Annotated in this window: 18 protein-coding genes and 1 pseudogene; 17 read left to right on the plus strand and 2 right to left on the minus strand. The window is 38.2% G+C overall.

The window, feature by feature from the left end; translation table 11 throughout:
* The 6 genes from DW251_RS16930 to DW251_RS16955 form a co-directional block, all read left to right on the plus strand.
* The coding region (locus tag DW251_RS16930) for a TnsA endonuclease N-terminal domain-containing protein (RefSeq protein WP_118301832.1) at nt 1-2,236 on the plus strand (2,236 nt) is incomplete at its 5' end.
* A 56-nt stretch (nt 2,237-2,292) separates the two neighbouring features.
* Nucleotides 2,293-2,538, plus strand: a complete 246-nt coding sequence (locus DW251_RS16935) for a hypothetical protein (protein ID WP_118301833.1) — start codon at nt 2,293-2,295, stop codon at nt 2,536-2,538.
* Nucleotides 2,539-2,561: 23 nt separating this feature from the next.
* A complete protein-coding gene (locus DW251_RS16940) occupies nt 2,562-3,422 on the plus strand; it encodes an FRG domain-containing protein (protein WP_118301834.1) in 861 nt (286 codons plus the stop codon).
* Nucleotides 3,423-3,464: 42 nt separating this feature from the next.
* The gene (locus DW251_RS16945) at nt 3,465-4,916 is read left to right on the plus strand and encodes an ATP-binding protein (protein WP_182433648.1); all 1,452 of its coding nucleotides are present in this window, start codon (nt 3,465-3,467) and stop codon (nt 4,914-4,916) included.
* A gap of 299 nt (nt 4,917-5,215) precedes the next feature.
* Entirely contained in the window at nt 5,216-5,473 is a 258-nt protein-coding gene (locus DW251_RS16950) for a hypothetical protein (RefSeq protein ID WP_347474691.1), read from the plus strand.
* Nucleotides 5,474-5,478: 5 nt separating this feature from the next.
* Nucleotides 5,479-6,063: a hypothetical protein gene (locus tag DW251_RS16955; RefSeq protein WP_118301836.1), complete on the plus strand. Its 585-nt coding sequence runs from the start codon at nt 5,479-5,481 to the stop codon at nt 6,061-6,063.
* A gap of 365 nt (nt 6,064-6,428) precedes the next feature.
* On the opposite strand, the gene DW251_RS16960 is transcribed toward DW251_RS16955, so the two are convergent.
* Complete coding sequence (locus DW251_RS16960) at nt 6,429-7,628, minus strand: hypothetical protein (RefSeq protein ID WP_182433649.1); 1,200 nt, start codon at nt 7,626-7,628, stop codon at nt 6,429-6,431.
* Nucleotides 7,525-8,103, minus strand: a complete 579-nt coding sequence (locus DW251_RS16965; protein ID WP_118301838.1) for a helix-turn-helix transcriptional regulator — start codon at nt 8,101-8,103, stop codon at nt 7,525-7,527. Before DW251_RS16965 ends, DW251_RS16960 begins: the two co-directional genes overlap by 104 nt.
* 395 nt (nt 8,104-8,498) lie before the next feature.
* Here DW251_RS16965 and DW251_RS16970 point away from each other — a divergent pair, with 395 nt between their 5' ends.
* The 11 genes and pseudogenes from DW251_RS16970 (at nt 8,499) to DW251_RS17020 (ending at nt 16,446) form a co-directional block, all read left to right on the plus strand.
* Complete coding sequence (locus tag DW251_RS16970) at nt 8,499-8,693, plus strand: DNA-binding protein (protein ID WP_182433650.1); 195 nt, start codon at nt 8,499-8,501, stop codon at nt 8,691-8,693.
* Between the two features lie 15 nt (nt 8,694-8,708).
* Nucleotides 8,709-9,794 (plus strand): site-specific integrase, encoded by a 1,086-nt coding sequence (locus DW251_RS16975; protein WP_118301840.1) that lies wholly within the window; start codon nt 8,709-8,711, stop codon nt 9,792-9,794.
* Nucleotides 9,791-10,168, plus strand: a complete 378-nt coding sequence (locus DW251_RS16980; protein ID WP_118301841.1) for a hypothetical protein — start codon at nt 9,791-9,793, stop codon at nt 10,166-10,168. Before DW251_RS16975 ends, DW251_RS16980 begins: the two co-directional genes overlap by 4 nt.
* A gap of 100 nt (nt 10,169-10,268) precedes the next feature.
* Nucleotides 10,269-11,249 (plus strand): AAA family ATPase, encoded by a 981-nt coding sequence (locus DW251_RS16985; RefSeq protein WP_118177870.1) that lies wholly within the window; start codon nt 10,269-10,271, stop codon nt 11,247-11,249.
* Nucleotides 11,250-11,752: 503 nt separating this feature from the next.
* Complete coding sequence (locus DW251_RS16990; RefSeq protein WP_118301842.1) at nt 11,753-13,102, plus strand: plasmid recombination protein; 1,350 nt, start codon at nt 11,753-11,755, stop codon at nt 13,100-13,102.
* 15 nt (nt 13,103-13,117) lie between these two features.
* Nucleotides 13,118-13,432: a hypothetical protein gene (locus tag DW251_RS16995; protein ID WP_015515203.1), complete on the plus strand. Its 315-nt coding sequence runs from the start codon at nt 13,118-13,120 to the stop codon at nt 13,430-13,432.
* Between the two features lie 214 nt (nt 13,433-13,646).
* Nucleotides 13,647-14,062: pseudogene (locus tag DW251_RS17000) on the plus strand (YjdF family protein).
* A 67-nt stretch (nt 14,063-14,129) separates the two neighbouring features.
* Complete coding sequence (locus DW251_RS17005) at nt 14,130-14,930, plus strand: endonuclease/exonuclease/phosphatase (protein ID WP_118301843.1); 801 nt, start codon at nt 14,130-14,132, stop codon at nt 14,928-14,930.
* Complete coding sequence (locus tag DW251_RS17010; protein ID WP_118143261.1) at nt 14,927-15,514, plus strand: hypothetical protein; 588 nt, start codon at nt 14,927-14,929, stop codon at nt 15,512-15,514. Before DW251_RS17005 ends, DW251_RS17010 begins: the two co-directional genes overlap by 4 nt.
* A 279-nt stretch (nt 15,515-15,793) precedes the next feature.
* Nucleotides 15,794-16,150, plus strand: coding sequence for a hypothetical protein (locus DW251_RS17015; RefSeq protein WP_118301844.1), 357 nt, complete (start codon nt 15,794-15,796; stop codon nt 16,148-16,150).
* A gap of 11 nt (nt 16,151-16,161) precedes the next feature.
* Nucleotides 16,162-16,446, plus strand: a complete 285-nt coding sequence (locus tag DW251_RS17020) for an ATP-binding protein (RefSeq protein WP_118301845.1) — start codon at nt 16,162-16,164, stop codon at nt 16,444-16,446.
* Nucleotides 16,447-16,486 lie beyond the last annotated feature (40 nt).

Genomic DNA, 16,486 nt, shown 5'->3' on the forward strand with positions numbered 1-16,486 from the left:
TTCACAAATCTTATATCAGTTTTTAACGTTTACACAAAACTTGAAACGGTCTCCAATTCTCATGGCTACCTGTATTTTTTATGAGTTTCTTCTTTCTTCAAAATGGCCTCGAGATGATAAGTATTGTCATAATGCATTGGTTTTTGCACCGGACAAAACAGTATTACAATCGTTAAAAGAAATAGTAACTTTTGATAAGAGTAAGGTTGTACCTCCGGAATATATTGGTGTATTAGATGCGAATATTAAGGTATATTTTCTTGAAGATAGTGGAACCACATTAAATACATTAGATGGTTCCAAGTATAATATAATTATTTCTAATACACAGAAAATTATATTAAAGGCTCAGCATAAAGAAAAAAGTTCTGTAGACAAGTTGTTTAGTGATCAGGTACCGGGACAATCCGTATTGGATGATGTTCTTGGAATATTACAGGAAATCAGTAACAACGACGATTTGATGTCAAATCAACGTTTTGAGAAACTTACCAGGCTTTCACAAATGGGTATTTATGTAGATGAAGCACATCATATGTTTGGAGCAGACTTGGAGAAGGCTTTGCACGAAAATGGTAAGGGTACTAGCCTGCGCAATACTATAAATAAATTGTCTAAGGAATTATCTAAGCATGGAAGTAAAGTGGTTGCTTGTTATAATTTTACGGGAACACCATACGTCAATAATAAGATTCTTCCGGAAGTTATATATGCTTATGGATTGCAGGCGGCAATTAGAAATAATTTCTTAAAAGATACTAGTGTTATTGGTTATAGTAACGTAAAAAGCAAAGAATTCCTAAAAGCTGTTATTGTCGATTTCTGGGCAAAGTATGGTGGAAAAGAATATGAGGGATTAGCACCTAAAATGGCTATTTTTGGGGCAGAGATAGCAGAAGTTCGTGATGAAATCAGACCAGTTGTTGAAGAAGTACTATCTGAATTGGGAATACCTCTTGATAAAATTTTAGTTAATGTTGGAGACGAAAAGATTACTAAATCTGAAGACATAAGAGATTTTAACAATCTTGATATAGCTGGAACAGCAGGCAGTAAGAAGCAGTTTATATTGCTTGTTAATAAAGGTAGAGAGGGGTGGAACTGTAGATCATTATTTAGCGTGGCTCTTTTTAGAAGTCCAAAGTCAAAAGTTTTTGTGCTTCAAGCAACAATGAGATGCTTGAGAAAAATTACAGATGAACAACTAATGGCCACAGTGTACTTGTCAAAAGAGAATATGGATATATTGGATGATGAGCTTAAAAAGAATTTTAGAACTAGCATAGAGGAACTTGTAGTTAAGAAGGATAAAAAACGTAAGAAAGTTCCTGTACGTGTGAAAGAACCACCTAGAACATTGCGCATGAACAGATTGCATTATAAATATTCTTTGGAAACTAAGCATTATGATAGTAGATTATCGTTTGGTTTGAAAGAAATAGAAACAGAAAATTATGATGCAACAATGTATGTTAAAGAAGGACTTACAACTTCGTCTGTTGTGCGTGAAAGCAATATTAACTATATGGTTAGTAAATTAGCGTATACTGAGATAACGTTGGTGGCAGAAGTAGCAAAATATTTTCCTGATATCAGATGCACAGAAGTTGCTAGGATACTGAGGAAATCAGAAGAAGGTATTGATAAAATATTAGTAGCTGTCAATGAACATAATGATATTATTTATGATAAAATTGTGCCAACCATATTTGAGGCATTATACCGGGTTAACAAAGAGATTGTAAAAGAAAATGTTGATGTTAAATTACTTAAGAAGCCTAAAGAAGGTGGATATTATGAGTTTAGTGGAAATGAGGATTTGATTATAATGCAGAATTCAGAGGATTCTGTTGTTGTGAAAAATAAAGACAAGAGTTTTCACGCAGATACTTATGTTTTTGATTCGAAGCCTGAGTTACAATTATTTTTACAGTTGCTTGCAAATGAGCACGTAAAAAAAGCTTATTTCACTGGAATGTTTACTGCTGACCAGACAGATTTTTATGTTCCATATATTGATCCGGAATCTAATAGATTAAGGAAGTATTATCCAGATTTCTTAGTAAAAATGGACGATGGAAGTTATTTGATTTTGGAAGTAAAAGGTGACAATATGATAGATGATCCGGTAGTGAAGGCGAAAGGAGCAGCGGCTGAGGAGGTTGCAGTAGAGAGTTCAATGAAATACGAAATGCTTAAAGGAACAGACATTATGGAAGGAAAAGCAAAGTTTTAGCTTAAACGGGTCTCATTCAACCTGAATGGCGGATAGTAATTAAAGATGATATTAATATGGGAAAATCAGGGATAATAAAAGATTTTGTTTTGCCACAAGAAATATATATTGGATGTAGACAGCAGGAAACAGTCGCTGAGAATAACAATAATCGTATGTTACATAATAAAAAAGAGAATGAGATGTATGCTGATCTAGATGAGATACTTCAATGGGCGGAGAATAACTATATTGATGTATATATGCCAATAATAAGTAGAAAAGAATATAAAATGATGGATAGAGCGTTACGATTGATTTAGCAAGTTTTAGCAGAGGTGGCTATATGTCAGATTTTGAAGAAAAATATGATTATCAGGAAATTATGGTAGAAGATATTTCGCAGATATATCAAATTGCAAATGATTATAATTCGTTCTATGATTTACCAAGATCAGGTAGAGGTGACCCAGGTGATGAACGAACTTACTTACAGGCATTTTATAGAGGACAAAGCGATTCTTCTTGGAAAATCACTCCAAGTATATGCAGAGATACATCTGTGGATGAGAGTATATCGGAATCTGGAGATTTACTATTTGAAGTAATGGCATATAATCAGCATTATATACATGCTACAAGATTAATTGACTTTACAATGGATATAAATGTAGCATTGTTTTTTGCTTGTTGTGAAAATATTGAAAAAGATGCGGCTATATTTATATGGTCATATTCTCCGTATGATCCTAAATGGACAAGAATAAAGATACAGTGTGAACTTGTTAATGTTAAAAAGCAACGTATAAGTGTAAGTGAATATGCAGAGATACTTTTGCAGAAATATCCGGAATTGAAAGACAATTATACTTATAAAAAGGATTTCTATACGGATTTAGTTTCTTATTTGGACCATGGCTTTATGATTATGCAACCACGTAATCCGTATTTGGAAAATATGAGAATACAAAGACAAAAAGGGTGTTTATATGTTTGTGGTGTGAAATTTGAAACTCCGATTGATAAAATGAGAACAAGTGTTAATGCGGGGAATAATATATTGTGCCCGCATGAGCCGGAAGCTCCTAAAGAATTGGCCGGAGGTAATTTTTTGGTAAAGGTGGTCATTCCTGCAAGATTAAAAAATGTGATAATGAAACAATTGGAAGAAAAGGGAATTACAAAAGAAGCTTTGTTACCCATGTGATGTAAATAGGCACTTGTTTAATGTAGAAGGATGGTGAGAACTATGGATATAAAGCAGCTAATCGGCGAAACCACAGATTACGATAAAAAGGTTGCACTTGAGACAAAGAAACCCAAAAGCTGGTGCAAGAGTATAAGTGCATTTGCAAATTGCTATGGTGGTAAGCTGGTATTTGGTGTGGCAAATGATGATGCGTTGGTTGGTCTTTCGGATGCTGAAGGAGATGCAGAAAAAATTAGTGAGATAATTAAAACACACCTTAATCCGATACCAGAGTTTAAGCTTTCATTTGAAAAAGATAATGACAAGACATTCGTTATTGTAGAAGTTATGAAAGGGCAGCAGACTCCATACTATTATGAGGGTGATGGGCAACTTATTGCATTTATGCGTATAGGAAATGAAAGTGTTCCGGCGACACCTTCGCAGTTAAGAGAGTTGGTACTTCGCGGAAGTGGTGAAAGTTATGATAGTCTGAAGTCAAGATATGATTTTAACAATATGTCCTTTACAAAATTAAAATCAGTATATAAACAGAGAACGGGGAATACATTTGAAGATACAGATTATGAATCTTTTGGGCTGATTGATGAAAAAGGAAATCTAACGAATGCTGGAGCACTTTTGGCAGATGAATCACCGGTACGTCATTCCAGATTGTTTTGTACAAGATGGAATGGACTTACTAAAGCATCAGGAATAGTGGATGCACTTGATGATAAGGAATATACTGGCAGTCTTGTCACATTGTTGCAGGCAGGAACTGATTTTGTGAGAAATAATTCCAAGAAAGCATGGCGTAAGGTTGGTGACGGCAGAATTGAAATGCCTGATTATCCGGATAGAGCAGTGCTTGAAGGTGTAGTAAATGCATTGATTCATAGAAATTATCTGGAGATAGGTAGTGAAGTCCATATAGATATGTTCGATGATAGAATTGAAATATATTCACCCGGTGGAATGGTAAGTGGAATATCTCTTGAGGGGAAAAATCTATTGAAAATTCCGTCAAAGCGAAGAAATCCGATATTAGCTGATATATTCAGCCGTTTAAAATATATGGAGCGTAGAGGTAGTGGATTTAAGAAGATATTGGCAGATTATGAGGGACAAGTAGAATTTGATGAGACCAAGATGCCAGTCTTTGATGCAGATAATGATGATTTTACATTGACTTTGTATAATCTGAATTATGGCACTAATTATGCAACACAGGTGAATGAAAATGTCATAGAAAATGTCATAGAAAATGTCATAGAAATTTCGGAAGAAAAAATGAAGCAGTTAATGCCAGAGTATTCTAAGAAGAAGCTTACTAAAGCATGTGACATCCTAAAAATGATTTCCGAAAATCCGAATATTTCTATTGATGAATTAAGAATAGCCTTAGATGTCACAGATAGAACAATTGCTAGATATATATCAGAATTAAAGGATAAAGGTATCATAGAACGAAAAGGTCCAGATAATGGTGGTAAATGGAAAATTAAGTAAGTGAATGATAGTAAATATGGCACTCAATGTGACACCCAAACTTTTACTCAAGAATATTCCGAAGTTAGTCTCAATGAAGTCTCACGAGATTTGAGACTGAGTGAGACTCTATGATATAGCAAAATGCGATAAAACTGGGATTTGCAGGTAAATTATAAAGTTGTAGTCTCAAGACAGTCTCATTTTTGAAATCGTTTGTTGAGACTAACATGAGACTGAGGAGGTTCAAAATCATGGACATAAGTAAAAAAGATTGGAAGCTATTTCGAGAAAGATTATCAGGCTGGCAGGAAAATTAAATGGAAGGTCTTGTTAAAGGGTATGCAAATTTTCTGAATGATGATAAAAAGCCTGCATCAGAGAAATTCTGGGAACTTGAAAAACGGATAAAAGAAGATAAACGTCATCCGGGGGTTGTCATGGAACTGAAAAAATCAGAGGTAATATGGGATATTGTTCGTCTTATTAGACTGAAAGTAATTACATATAATGATTTATCAGACTTTAGTGATGAATTACAGAATGAAGTAAAAAGAATACTTGAGATGAGCAGGTGATACATATGGAGTTTGGTGCAACAAAAGCAGTTCAAGATCGACTAAAAACAACAAAGATTGAAGAAAGCAAAGGTGCTTCACTTGTGTTCTGCTGGGACACACATTTGACGAAAATAAAAGGAAGAAATGTCTTGTTTATTGTGAATGCCAGTAATCGTTATACAATAGCAATGACAGATATTGAACCAAGAAACTGGAATTACTATACAATGTATATCCGCAGTGTGATTCATGGCATGATGCAGGAAATGGGATATGCCGAGGAGCAGATAGGGCTGTATTTTAAAATGTCAGGCGATACAACTATAACCAAAACTCATGGTAGGAAATCGGTTGGTGGCATTAACAGAATGGTAATGGATGCACAGTATTTTGGTAAGAAGCTGGAGAAAGAAGCAAAGTATCAATGGGAACTTAGTGAGTATCTGAACAGAGATATCTGCCAGCCAGAGGGATTTGATGCGTATGGATATCCGAGTGAACTTTTTAAATTAGACATGGAACGACTAGGGATTGCTACTAAGAGAAAGCCTGCAAAGGTAATTGATATTGCTCAGTACATAGAAAACAATCGTGGTACTAACGATTAGTACCACAAAACTTTTTCTTGCAGAAATATTGGATGTAGATTATAATTTCCATAGGTGGACAAGCAAACCGACAGAAAATTATTCTGTGAGTAGTAAAAGAAACCTGCAAGCCACCTGAACTACACACAATAATGAAAAAATGCAATGGTACTGGATTGGTACTAAAAATATGTGAAACGAAAAATAACGTGTGGAAAAAGTATAGATTATCAATACAAAACAGTATAGATAACCACATTAAAATAACCTACATCAAACCAAACTTTGCGAGTTTGAATAGTAAACAGAGAGCCGGGAAGCCGCATAAACAGCGGACTTTCCGGCTCTTAGTATGTGTCGTGATACCTTCTTGATACCTGTTTGAGTTAGGGCTTTTTTGGAAGTCCTATGAAATTAGCAATTTCATCAACGGTGGGATGTAAAATAGTGTTTGATAATTCAAGTTTTTTTATTGAAAGTCCTTTAAAAAGCTCTTGATTTTTATATTTGCATAGTATTTCATAATCTTCTTTGCTTATATCAGTCTCTCCATGCATTGAAGAATTTCTGAATTGATATAATTCATCTAAAGGTTCATACAGTTTATATGGTAAAAAGTCAATGTTTATGCCACGTTTGCGAACTAGATTTTTCATATCATACCAATTTAAGTGTTTCTTTGGTATATTTTCGAGTCCGGATAGTTGAATGATTTCATTGACCTCACGTTCTATAATTGAAAGGTATTGTTTCATAAGAATGCTAGGTGCAATAGTAAATCTGTCGTCCTTTAAATAATATTCTTCTTCAATGACATCAGCGGAAACTAAATCTAAAATAGATGCATCAGTAAGCCCGCAATATTGTGTTTTGTAGAGCATATATAAATCATTGATTCTGTTGGTGCTATGCCAATCTATATAAATGGCTTTATTGGGGCTGTTTGTTGTGTTAAGTGTGATATTTTGCACAGTATCATATATATCAACGGTAATATCAATATCTGAAATACTAACGTCAATACCTCTTGTAATAATACAATATGCAGTGACTAAGAAAGCATTCATCGCCGAATAACAACAGCGTACATAGTCGCTTTTCATTAAATACTCGTTATAATTGCTTATTAGTAATTCATTAATAATTTGACGTTCACTTGTTGTTAATTTTGGAAATGATAATGCACGTTCCGTTATACTTTGAGATGGGGACATATAATTTAAAAAAGTTTGGTATTCGTTTATTCCATTAGAAGAACGTAACAAATTTTTGGTATGTTGAATAATCATCTGGTCATTTATCGTGGTAAATGATAGTAGTCCAATTAATTGTTCAAGGCTACAAAGAACAAAAGCACGCTCTCCGTTAAAAGGATTTGTTTTTCCTATGATTTGTTGATTTGAAACCGTAAATAAATTTTTAGTGTATGCAGATATTTCGGGTTCACTAATATTAATGGATGTAGTGTCTGATTTTGGATTATTATTCATGTCGGTAATTCCTCCAATCATAGGAATTATTTTTTTTGTCATTTCCTTTTTCATCAACGCTACTGCTGGAAGCAGGCCAGTTGATTTTCCATTCAAAATATTCGTCCTCTGAAATCTCTCCGCTTTTTAGCTGTTCTTTTCGCAGAAACCATTCACGCAGAAATTCATTTACCAGACCATAATCAATCCACATACCGACAGGGGCATGAGCGGGCCATTCATCACTATCATTATAGCAAACAGACTTATCATCAGAAGCGTTGCACTTGCCGGGATTGCAGACAAGCTGGAACAGATGAAAGGTATTGCGGTTGTCCTCGTCAAGCCAGAAAAAAGTCTGCATAATGTCCTCGGCACAGCCGGGGGCTTCGGTAATGAAATTGATATAATTGACATTCAAAATCCTGGCAATTTCCATGAGAGTATCTTTTTTGGGGACACGATAACCAGATTCATATTGTGCTACGCGAACATCAGCGTTCCGTTCTTCATATCCAAGTTTCAAGCCTAATTCCCGTTGTGTCAATCCCCGAAATGTGCGGATTCTCTTAATTCGTTCTCCCAGTATCATAATCCTGTGTCCTTTCTGAAAAATTATATGGATAGCAACAAACATACAGGAATGACAGCAGCACATGTTAATGCAAGGCTTCTGACGAACATATACAGAGCGTTTGTCCTTTATAACAGCCCCTATTGAGAAGCAAACGCCCAGAGCCGCACTGACTAGGGTTGTGTATGCGTTTATATAGTATATCAAATTCTGCCATCCTGCTCTTAGATAACATTGCGAATCTTCTCTTATCTCCTACATTGTAGCATACCTCAAATAATACGACAACAAAAACTTATCAGAAACGCTAAATTTAATAAAAAAGATAAACTTAACAAAAATGCTATTGACAATAACAAAAATGTTAAGTATACTGAAAATACGAAATTTAACAAAAAAGTTAAAAGGAGGATATGTATTTGAAAAGTGATTTATTTGTAACAGCCGGAGAAGTGGCGCAGGACTTAGGCATTTCCAAACCATTTGCTTATAAGCTGGTGCGGCAGATGAACGAAGAACTGGAAGCAAAAGGTTTTATCACAATCGCCGGACGAGTGAGCAGAAAATACTATGAAGAAAAATTTTATGGCATGGCACAGGCGAATTAGGAAAGGAGTGAGATTATGGCGGCGTACAAAGACGAACAGCGGGGAACATGGTATGTGTCCTTTCACTATTATGACTGGACTGGTAAGAATTGCCGGAAAGTTAAGAGGGGATTTAAGACCAAACGGGAAGCAACAGAGTGGGAACGGCATTTCCGTATGAAAGAAGCGGCTGACTTGGATATGACTTTTGAGGAATTTGTTCAGGCATACACAAGAGATATGAAGCCGAAACTGAAACACAATACCTGGCTGACGAAAGAGCATATCTTGAGGACAAAGCTACTGCCCTATTTCAAGGATAAGAAAATGCGTGATATTCGTCCGAAAGATATTATCCAGTGGCAGAATGAACAGATTTCCTATCGTGATGAAAAAGGAAAGCCCTATGCTCCGACTTATTTGAAAACTCTGCAATCAGAATTGAGTGCACTGTTTAATCATGCGGTACGGTTCTATGAACTGAAAAGCAATCCTGTTGTAAAGGCGGGGCCGTTGGGAAAGGGAAAAGCGGAGGAAATGTTGTTCTGGACAAAAGAGGAATATCTGAAATTCATTGAAGCGGTAAAGGACAAACCATATTCCTATCATGCGTTTCAGATATTGTACTGGTGCGGTTTACGAGTGGGCGAACTGTTAGCTCTCACGTCGCAGGATATTGATTTTGATAACAAAGTCATTCGGATAACAAAATCTTATCAGCGATTGGAGGGTAAAGATGTAATTACAGACCCGAAAACTCCGAAAAGCAAACGAAATGTAAGTATGCCGGATTTCTTATGTGAAGAACTGAAAGATTATATCGGCAGATTATACGGGATTCTTCCCACTGACCGTATCTTTCATCTGACAAAAAGCTTTCTGCACCATGAAATGACAAGAGGGGCGGAAAAAGCGGGAGTGAAACGCATTAGAATCCACGATTTGCGACATTCTCATGTATCACTGCTTATCAGCATGGGATTTTCGGCGGTATCAATCGGAAACAGGGTGGGGCATGAAAGCGTGGATATTACTTATCGCTATGCTCATATGTTCCCGACGGAACAGACACAAATGGCAAAATTGCTGGATGAAGAATTTAAGGAGGGCGCAGAGGAATGAGCGGCACACACAAATATCCGACAATCAGTTTCCGTATCTCTCCGAGAGAGAGGGAAGAAATCGAAGCAAAGATTTTCACAAGTGGCATGAAGAAAAAAGATTATTTTGTCCGTTCCTGCATTTATAACCGGGTGTGCGTGGTAGGCAAGAAAGAAACAGTTTATCAGATTGTGGAACGGTTGCAGGAAATGGAGAATCGGCTGGTGGAACTGGCAGAGCAAATTGATGTCAAAAAGCCGGGGATTACTTCCGAAGAAATCAGAGATTTGCGGGAAGCCTATGAAGATATGCTGAAAGCAATTCTTTGGATGTTGGACGGTGCGAGGTATCTGTGGCAAGGCGAAGAAAAAAGCCCTGACAGCGGCAACTGTTAGGGCTGTGATAACTGGAAAACCTCTGTTATCAACAATCACAATTCAAGTATAGCAGAGGTTTCTTCCGGTGACAACGAATTTTTCAAAAACGGAGGACATTATGGCAGGAACGAGAACAGAATTACAGATGATTAAAATGTCGGAGATACAGTCGCAGGAGGTGGCGTGGCTGTGGTTTCCGTTTATCCCTTATGGAAAGCTGACGATTGTACAAGGCGATCCGGGGGACGGTAAGACAACGCTTGTGCTGAACATAGCGGCGAAGCTGTCAAAAGGCGAGGGTCTGGACAGCAAAATGAAACTGACGGAGCCGCTGAATGTGATTTACCAGAGTGCGGAGGACGGGCTTGCAGATACGGTTAAGCCCCGTTTGGAAACGGCAGGAGCAAATTGTGAAAATATTTCCGTCATTGACGAGAGCATAAAATCACTTTCCATGATAGATGAACGTCTGGAAGAAGCAGTCATAAGGACAAAGGCGAAGCTACTGATTTTAGACCCGATACAGGCGTATCTCGGCGGCGGTATGGATATGAACCGGGCAAATGAAGCAAGGGATATGACAAAGAAGCTGGCGACTTTGGCGGAGAAATATCAATGTGCCATTGTACTTGTAGGGCACATGAACAAAGCGGCTGGAAATAAGGCAGCATATCGGGGCATGGGTTCCATTGATTTCTTTGCGGTGGCAAGGAGCGTCCTGCTGGTCGGCAGAGTGGAGGGCGAAGCGAATATAAGGGCGGTAGTCCAGATAAAAAACAATCTGGCGGCGTTTGGGCACCCGAAAGCATTTGAGTTGTCGGAGGACGGTTTTCACTGGCTCGGAGATTATGAGATTACCGCTGATGAAGTGTTGGGCGGTATCGCTCCGAAAGCGAATAAGCTGGAACAGGCGAAGCGTCTGCTCCGGGAAGTGGCAGAAACAAACAATGCCATGCAGAGCAATGAGATTTTCAATCTTGCAGAGGAACAGGGTATATCCAGACGGACGCTTGAAAATGCGAAAAAGGAATTGAGTATCAGAGCAAAGCGGATAAACAATTCGTGGTATTGGGAACTGGATAAAATCAAGCCGGAATAAGGCAACAGCGCAACAATGCAGAGTATATAGAATTTGCGGGCTTGGTGTCTGCAAGGTTGCAAAAGATATAGACCTTGCGTTGTTGCGGTCTTGAAAAGGAGGGCGAATATGATACGACAGCCAGAATGTGAACAAATATTTTTACGAGAGTGAAGCCCGGAGGATTGCCGAACTCAATGAAATATTCGGAGATATAGAATTGACTGAGGCAGAAATGCGGACGCTGATATGGCTTGCCGGATGGGATGAATATACGATAGAAAATGTACTTTAGGCTATCCGAAAAGCTATAGCGGCGGAAGTAAAGCGGCGGCAACAGCCGCCCCGTCCGTAGGACGGAAAAGCCCCCGGCAGGGCGCAAAGGCAGCTTTTGATGGACGGAACGGCTGTCAAAAGTGCTTTTGCGTTACTTTCGACGAAAGTAACAAAGCTTATGCGCCGTATCCGGCGCTGATTGCCCGGAAAGGGAGAAAGGATATTGATTGAAGCGAACTATCAGCTTTATGACAGGAAAAGGCTCTGTCAACCATAATAGCAGAAAATTCCATGCAAAGAATACTGACCCGGAGCGAAGCTGTCTGAACGTGGAATATTGCAATGAAAATGTTAAGGACGTATATCACGAATTGTTTGATGAAGCGCTCACCCGGTATAATGAGAAGCAGACCAGAAGTGACCGCCGGATTGACGATTATTATGAGAAAATCCGTTCCGGCAAACAGGAGAAGCCATTTCATGAGATTATCCTGCAAATTGGGGATAAGGACAACATGGGGGCAAAGACGGAGAACGGACGACTTGCGGCAAAGGTGCTGGATAAATATATGCGGGATTTCCAGCGGCGAAATCCTACGTTAAGAGTATTTAGTGCCTATCTTCATATGGACGAAGCAACGCCCCACTTGCATATAGATTTTGTACCGTATACGACAGGAAGCAGGCGGGGGATTGATACAAGAGTTTCTTTGAAACAGGCGTTATCTGCTCTCGGATTTAAGGGTGGCACAAGACGGGAAACAGAATTAAATCAGTGGGTGGCTTATGAAAAAGAGCAACTTGCCGCTGTCATGCGGGAATATGGAATTGAGTGGGAGAAGAAAGGCACACATGAAAAGCATTTATCTGTTTTGGACTTTGAGAAAAAGGAGCGGGCAAAGGAAGTCGCAGAATTGGAGCAATCTATTTCTGACGGAAAAGAGCGATTATCAGATATTCAGATTCAGCATAGAAAAGCAGTGCAGGAAACAGAGCAGATACGGCAGAAGGGCGAAGCAATCCGGCAGGAAGTGTCGGAACTTTCGGAAACAAGTGATTTGCTGAAGGAGCAGGCGACAACGCTGGCAGAGGACAAGAAAAAGCTGCTGTCTGATAATGTGAAATTGGAGAAGCAACAGAAGAAATTGCAACAAGATATTGAGAAAATGGTTCAGTCTAAGGCGGTTATGGAACGGAACATACACGCTTATGACGAGGACGAGAAGTGGCAGCTGCCTGAACCGGCGGCGTTGATGTCTGCAAAGGCTTATAAGGATAAAAAAGCTTTTCCGCTTGTGGAGAAATTGAAAGAAACGATAAAAGCACTGACAATTAAATGCGTCCAGCTTGCAGAACAGGGAAAGAAACTAAAAGAAAAAGTTACCCGGCAGGAGCAGCAGATCAGTCGCTTGACAGATAAGGTCATGGAGCAGAGCGACATTATTGACCGATTGCAGGAGAAAACGGCAGATTTGGGGCGTTTGGAACGCTATTTCGGCAGAGAACAGGTGCAGTCGATAGTTGAGCGGTCTAAGGCCCTGGAATGGGCAGAAAAGGAAAATAAACGTCCGAAACGTGTATTTGATGTGAGCAGATAGGGGGGGATTGATAGAATGACAGATATGGAGAAAAAAGTTATGGTTCGGCTGTGTGCGAAAATCCTTTCAGAAACAGATTTGTATGATACAGATATGGAAGTACGCAATCTAATTGACTGGATATGTGTGTCGGAGCAGATAAAATCAAACAATAACGAGATACGAAGTATAACCGGGGAATATAAGCGGATAGAGCCGGATTGCCGGGAGGGAGTGCGGACGCAGTTGGAGCACATGAAGTCACTCTGTAAAGAACGTGAGAGCTTGTATGAGAAGCAGAATGATTTGAAAGGGCAGAAGCAGAAAATCGAGAGAGCATTGGAACGGTAGGGATTTGGGGCATGGCGGCGGCTGTGTCCCTTATTTATTGTGGAAAAATTGCTAATGGTATGCTAAAATCAAGGAGCAAAGATAAAAACGCAACGTAAGAGAAAATCCCTTACAGAGCCGGTAGGTAGCCCGGCCGCATCATCTGGTATAAGTAACCCTCCCTCCGTAGGGTCGTCCATTCTTTGTTCATACAATCATTTAAGGAGGAATTGTCATGGACAAAGTATCGGGCAGATTGACAGTATTTTTTGAGGAACCATTCTGGATAGGTGTGTTTGAGCGCATATCGGAGGGAAAATTATCTGTATGCAAGGTTACGTTTGGGGCGGAGCCGAAAGATTATGAGGTATACGATTTTGTTTTGAGAAATTACTATCGACTGAAATTTAGTCCGGCTGTGGCAACTGATGTAAAAGAAGCTGGTCGCAATCCGAAACGGGACAGAGAGAAGTGCGGAAACAGGTACAGAATACCGGGATAGGAACGAAGTCGCAACAGGCTTTGAAATTACAGCAGGAGCAGTTGAAAACTGAACGTAAAGCTGTGAGCCGGGAACAACGGGAAGCAGAGAAACAGCGGCAGTTTGAACTGAAACAGCAGAAAAGGAAAGAGAAGCATAGGGGCAGGTAACGCCTGCCCTTGGCCGCTTATAGGAGTTTTTAAAATTCAGATTAAAAAATGAAAGAGAGTAATACATGTGAAGTTTGCTTTTTGGAATGTACATCAAAATCCGGTTATAAATCATTATATTGTTGATCTTATATATGAAAATGAATTAGATATAATCGTGTTGGCAGAATATAAAGATAATGAACAGAAGTTGATTGATGAACTAACTCAAAAGGGTATATACATGGAGAAATATTTGACTTCCGGTTGTGATCGTATTATGATGTTTGGCTCTATTCAAAAAGTAATGCCCGCAAATCAAAACAAATACTATTCAATACAAATTATTGATAAAAAGTGTATTTTGTGCGGAATGCATTTGCCGAGTAGAATTTATTCGGATCACCAAGAGAGAAGGAATATTGTAATAGACAGGATTGTCGAAGACATTAATGAATTAGAGATGAAATTGAAAATAGAAAATACTATTATATTAGGAGATGTAAATGAAAATCCTTATGATGTAGGATGTTTAAATGCAACAAAATTTCATGGTATATCTAGTGGAGCGGATGCAGAAAAAGGAAGTCGAACAGTTATGAGTAAAACATTTAAAATGTTTTATAATCCCATGTGGAACCTTTTTGGAGACTTCAGATATCCACCAGGGACATACTATCATAATGGGAGCGAGCCTAGCAATTCTTTTTGGAATATTTATGATCAAGTAATGATCCGTCCAAGCATGAGGAAATGGTTCGTTGATAACAGTTTAAAAATTCTTGTGAAAATCCAGGAGTATTCTTTAGTTGATAAATTTAGACATCCTCGAAAGGATATTAGCGATCATTTGCCGATTGTTTTTGAGATAAAGGAGGAAAATATATGAGTCATGATTTTAATCTTGATGGACTTCTAAACTACGATGATGATCAGGCGGTGTCTCCAGATACAATTATATCAGAATTGGGAAAACAGTTAGAAGAAGCTACGAATGGATTTGTCAAAGGTGTAGTAAGGGAATATGAAGGGCCTATTGAATCTTATGATCAGCTATCAGCTTTTGCGTCAATTGCCTCTGCATTGGGAACTTCAGTAATACACAAAGATATTCAGGATAATCTTGGAGCGATAGGATATCAGAATTTTAAATTTGAATTTTTTTTGACGGCACCTAAAATTGAAAACTACAAATATAGGATTTTGTTTTTTGAATATGGCATTGGAATGTATCCAGTCAAAATTGTTCTTGAACAAGGGATTGCAGATGAAATATTTAAGAAAGAAAATGCTAATTATATAATTGAATATGAAACAAAAAATGAATTGGAAAATGTAATCATAAATATTTTAAAGACAAAGAAAGTTATAAAGGTTATGCAAGAACTAATCTATGCAACAAAAAGGTTTGAAAGGCTTGATAAAAAAGAGCTTAAGTTGGTAGATAAATCGTCAGATGAGAATGATGAGTAAAGGAGTCTTTGGGGTTATATTACATGGTGCTAGCACCATGTAGATAGAGCAATTAAGGAGAAATATTCGTGATACCCGTATGATACCTGTTTGAACGGAAACTATGAATAAGGCGTGAAATTTGGATATTATAAATATAAAAATCCGCAAAAGACAATTATATATTTAACGATTATGTTATAGTTGCAGGGAGTTTGAATAGTATAATAAAGCCCAGAAGCCTTATAAATCAAAGGTTTCTGGGCTTTGTGCTTGCAAAATGCTTGCAGTTTGAGGAAAATGCAACGAATAAACAAGGAATACTTACAGCCGCTTCCATCAGATGATGTTATTGAATCTTATCTTCCACACGATCGCCAAACCACGGTAAGATCAGATTCTCTGGTCACCTATCACAACTGCAAGTATTCCGTACCACCAGAGTACATAGGAAAACCTGTAAGATTACTAGTTTCCGACAATACCCTGCGTATCTATTCTAGCACGGATCTTATTGCAGTGCATGCATTAAGTACAAAAAGGATGAATTATCAAAAGGATCATTACCAGCAGCTTCTGACTCAAACAATGAAAGAAGCTGATATGGTCGCAGAACTGGCTGAAGTAAATCTAAAGCAGATGGATGCCTTCCTGTAAGGAGGAATACGATGGCAACTTATGCAAAACTACTCAACGGTCTTACAGACCTTGGAATCCACAAGATGCAGGAGCATCTGGATTATTACATAGACCTTGTTAACAAAGGTCAGAAATCGTTCAGTGATGCCCTGGAGGAATTGATTGATATTGAAAAGAAAAATAATCAACTCCGGGCAGAGAACGCCTGCGTGAAAACAGCAAATTTCCCATTCATCAAGACACTGGATGATTTTGAGTTCGACTTCCAGCCAGGAATCAATCGGAAGGAAATGCTGGAATTGGGAGTATCCTAAAGTTTGTGTAAACCTCCAAACTGATGTAAGATAAAATTAC

This window comes from Clostridium sp. AM22-11AC, from assembly GCF_003473545.1.
In the GTDB taxonomy this organism is placed as follows: Bacteria; Bacillota; Clostridia; order Lachnospirales; family Lachnospiraceae; genus Enterocloster.